Source organism: Gluconobacter sp. Dm-73, assembly GCF_018256215.1.
Lineage (GTDB): Bacteria > Pseudomonadota > Alphaproteobacteria > Acetobacterales > Acetobacteraceae > Gluconobacter > Gluconobacter cadivus.
Genome location: NZ_JAERLW010000021.1, coordinates 1 through 4,805 on the forward strand (window position 1 = coordinate 1; position 4,805 = coordinate 4,805).

The 4,805-nt window shown below is 55.2% G+C and carries 2 protein-coding genes; both read left to right on the top strand.

Annotated elements, in window-relative coordinates:
• Positions 1 to 202 precede the first annotated feature (202 nt).
• Positions 203 to 2,593, top strand: a complete 2,391-nt coding sequence (locus JK176_RS14720; protein WP_211588379.1) for a TonB-dependent receptor — start codon at positions 203 to 205, stop codon at positions 2,591 to 2,593.
• A 29-nt stretch (positions 2,594 to 2,622) separates the two neighbouring features.
• Entirely contained in the window at positions 2,623 to 4,632 is a 2,010-nt protein-coding gene (locus tag JK176_RS14725) for a phosphocholine-specific phospholipase C (protein WP_211588380.1), read from the top strand.
• The last annotated feature ends 173 nt before the right edge of the window (positions 4,633 to 4,805 follow it).

Here is a 4,805-nt window from a genome sequence, read left to right on the forward strand (position 1 = left end):
CTATGAGAAGAAAAGTCTCCAGTAAAGCAGAATTATAAATTAAAAACCTATGGTATTTCATAATTATAAATTTATAAATCTGAAATATTTATGAAACATATTTTTCATGAAACTATTACACGACATCACAGATACGCGAACATAATGTTCGCCGCGTTATCACTGCCCAGATTTTATTTTCTTGATGCCGGGAAAACGCGAAATGAAAAAGAATGGTGTCCTGCTCACCACCTGTCTGAGTTCGTTGGTCTTCTACAGTGCCCATGCAGCTCCGGTCCCTGCGAAAACATCCCCCCACGGAGACACATCCCAGCACAGGACACTACGGACGGCCTCTCAGAAGCCTGTCGCCAGAAAAAGCCCCACGCCTGAAGCCACAGTTTCCAACAAATCAGAATCCATTGTCGTTCTCGGCTCGGGTGCTTCGCGTGAAACCCAGACGCTTTCTCGTCTAGCGCTGCAGGAAGTCGCCCCCGGTACCAGCCCTCTGAAGACGCTCTCGAAACTTCCCGGCGTCATGTTCACGTCTTCAGACCCGTTGGGCGCTTACGAATGGTCGCAGCAGATCATTATTCGTGGCTTCGACCAGAGCCGTCTGGGCTTCACGATGGATGGAATCCCGCTCGGCAATCTCGCCTATGGCAACGATAACGGCCTGTCGATCGGCCGCGCCCTGCAAACCGAAAACAACGGCCCCGCAACCCTCGCCCAGGGTGCGGGATCAGTCGGCGTTGCGGCTTCGAACGATCTTGGTGGCGCTCTCGAATTTACGTCTATTGATCCCACCACGAAATATGGTGTGGACGTTGCCGGAACGGTCGGGTCCTACGGCACGTGGCGCACATTTGCCCGCGTCAATTCCGGCACGCTGCCGGGCGGCGGACGGCTTTACGTCTCTTATGATTATCAGGACGCCAACAAGTGGAAAGGCGACGGCATCCAGCAGCAACAGCAGGCAAACGCCAAGTTCATCCAGCCGCTGGGTGAGAAGGTCAAGCTGACACTATTCGGCGATTACAGTCAGCGCGCGGAAAACGATTATCAGGATCTGTCCCTGCAACTGATCCATACCCGGGGCTACAACGTCGATAACATCACCAACGACTACGGACTGGCCAAGCAGATCGCCCGGGCCTATCAGAACGGTACGGCCTTCCCGCAAGGGATCACCAATCAGGACCAGTCCTATTACAACTCCGCCGGTCTGCGTCAGGACGCGCTGGGTTACGGACGGCTGGACTTCGACATCACCAGCCGCCTCAAGGGCTATGCTACGGTTTACGGCCATACCAATACCGGCGAGGGCATTTACGCCACACCTTACGAGCCCACGCCTGACTCACTCGGCGGCTCGCCCATTTCGGTGCGAACCACCGAATATGACATCCACCGCGAAGGCTTTATCGGTGGCCTGACCTACAAGATCGCCAACCACACAATCGATGGCGGTTTCTGGTTCGAAAACAACGACTTCGAGCAGGCACGTCGTTTTTATCCGCTTAGCGAAAGCGGCTATACTGGCAGTTCAGTCCACTGGTTCCGTAACAATCCGTTCGCCACGCAGTGGCAAAGCGCGTTTAATACCAAGACATACCAGTTCCATCTTCAGGACACCTGGCAGATCACTCCGGCCTTCAAGCTGAATTACGGATTCAAGTCTCTGGTCGTCGACAATCATGCCCGCCAGCTTGAAGGCAACTACATGGGCACCCCGGTCGCCAACACCTATGCCGGAGGGTCCATCACATCAGCCAACGGCTTCCTGCCGCAGCTTGGCGGCAATTACCGCATCAATCGTCACAACGAAATCTTCGCCGATTTCGCACGCAACATGGCGGCCTTCGACAATTCCACAACCGGCGCGACCAGCCCTTTTGCAATGACGACCGCAGCGTATGCAGCGGCTAAGAATTCGCTGCATCCTGAAATGTCTTACAGCGAAGAAATCGGCTACCGCTATCACGATCACCGCATTCAGGCGTCTCTGACCGGCTATTACATCGAGTTTGAAAACCGCCTTGCCTCCATCTCGCCTGTGTCCAGCGGAACGAACGTTCAGGGCTATGCCAGCATCCTGAGCAATGTCGGCGGTGTCACGGCACGCGGCATCGACGCTGCCTTCAACTACCATTTCACCGATAACTGGTCGATTTACGCCTCCTACGCCTATAACCAGTCCACCTATGACGACAATCTGACGACAGGCGGCGTGACATACGCCACCAAGGGCAAAAGCGTTGTCGCCATGCCGCGCAATCTGGCCAACGTACAGCTCAGCTACGACGACGGCTCGATCTGGGGCAATGTCGGCATGCAGTATCAGGGTCGCAGAACCTACACCTATACGAACGACCAGTGGATCAAGCCGAACGACATTTTCAACCTGAATGTCGGCTATCGCTTCCACAGCCATAACTGGGTGCTGCATGGTCTGGACGCCCAGATCAACGTCACCAACCTGTTCGACAAACGCTATGTCGCCACCGTCGGCAGCACGGGCTTTGCCGTCAGCGACCCGAGCGGCAGCCTGCAGACCCTTCAGGCCGGTGCCCCCCGCATGGTGTTCTTTACCCTGCGCAAGCACTTCTTCTGATCGCTGACCTCTTGACGGATGACGCCCTGATGCCACGTTCCCCCAGCCGTCGACAGTTTCTCCGGTTCGGCTCCGCCACCGCGGCGGCAGCCCTCCTGCCCGAGAACCTGAAGCGTGCCCTCGCCATCGCTCCGCATACCGTTACAGGCACGATTCAGGACGTGGAACATGTCGTCATCCTGATGCAGGAAAACCGGTCTTTCGATCACTATTTCGGCTGTCTTCAGGGGGTTCGCGGCTATGCAGACCCCCGCGCCGAACGCCTGCCGGACGGCAGCAGCGTCTTTGCTCAGCCGGACGGAAAGGGAGGCACCGTTCTCCCGTTCCTGTTCAACACGGCCCACACCTCCAGCGCCTGCCTCGCCAGTCTCGATCACAGCTGGAAAGGCACCCAGGCCGCATGGAACGACTGGAACACATGGATCTCCCACAAGGGGCCCATGACCATGGGTCATTTCACACGCGCTGAAATCCCGTATTATTACGCCCTCGCTGACGCCTTCACGATCTGCGACGCCTATCACGCCTCCCTTTTCGGCCCGACAAATCCCAATCGTCTCTTCCTGTTTTCCGGAACGAGCGGTCTGGCCGTTGGCCATTCTGGCAAGCAGGCCGTTGAGAATGTGGATGACGGGAACTGGTCGGCCGACATGGCCCATGACCATCCCGATTTCACACCCTTTCGCTGGGACACCTATCCGGAAAAACTTCAGGACGCGGGCATTTCTTGGCGCGTTTATCAGGAATACGACAATTTCGGCGACAACCCGCTGGCGTCCTTCGCACAGTTTCGCAATCTTGACCCGGCATCCTGGCAATATCGCCGCGCACGACAGATCGTTCCCGGCTCCACCGAAGCCGACATGCACACGACCGAAGGCCGTTACCTTGTTGCCGAATTCGAACGCGACATCTCGGAAGGGCGCCTGCCGCAGGTCTCATGGATCGTCCCGCCCACCGCATTGAGTGAACACCCCAACGCCCCACCTGGCTACGGCGAACATCTCATTTCCCAGCTCATGGACGTCTTCGTCCGCCATCCCGACGTCTGGTCACGCACTGTCTTCATTCTCAATTACGATGAAAATGACGGGTTTTTCGACCACGTTCCCGCTCCGGTCCCCGCACTGACGCCGGAGCAGGGCGGCGGAACGGTTTCAACACAGGGAGAGTCCTATCACGATATTCCCGTCGGACTGGGCCCACGCGTCCCCGCCATCATCGTTTCGCCCTGGACAAAAGGCGGCTGGGTCAATTCGCAGGTGTTCGATCACACCTCCGTTCTGCGCTTTCTTGAAGCACGGTTTGGCGTCAAATGCCCGAATATTACACTGTGGCGTCGCAGCGTCTGCGGCGACCTGACATCCGTGTTCGACTTCGCCCAGACAGATCGCACATGGACTGCAAACCTTCCGAACACGGACGACTATCTCCCCGAAACCCGACGCTCCTGCGTGCTTCCTCATCCGGTCGTCCCGACAGTCCAGAAACTGCCCCGACAGGAGGCAGGCCAACGTCCGGCCCGTGCATTACCATATGATTTGCACGCTGATTTTCTGATGCCAGATACCCTCAAACTGACAAATACTGGTTCCCAGGGCGCTGTTTTTCGGGTTCGTACCAACGGTACCGCCCGACATTACACCCTCGATGCCCGAACAAGCCTCCTTGTTCCTGTAAAACCTTCCGATATGGAAGCGATCACAGTTCACGGTCCCAATGGTTTCTATCGTTACTTGAGAGGGAAAGAATTTCCTGAGACGACGCTTCAATATGATCATAAATTAGGCGCACTACTTTTATGTCTTCGTAATACAACGTCCAAGGTCCAGACCTTTCATATTAACGAAAAACATGCTGCCAGCCTCCGCACGGTTTCTCTGTCCCCTGCAGAAATCCAAACAATCCAATGGGATATTGCCCCAGCTTCATACTGGTACGATCTGGAGATTCTATCGACTCAACGGACCAACATAGTGCTGCAACTGTCAGGACATATCGAAACCGGCCGACCGGGTCTGACTGAGCCCAATTTATAATAATAACGCAACAACATTTGGATAAATCTTATCCAATACCAAAAATATCCTAACGATACGTACTATCTGAAGCTGCCATTACTTTTCTTTCTGTGGGAGTTTATTTTTAAGAGGCAGAACTATCTTGTTCTGGGTCACATACCCAAAGCTGATCACAGTTTGCTAACAGACTA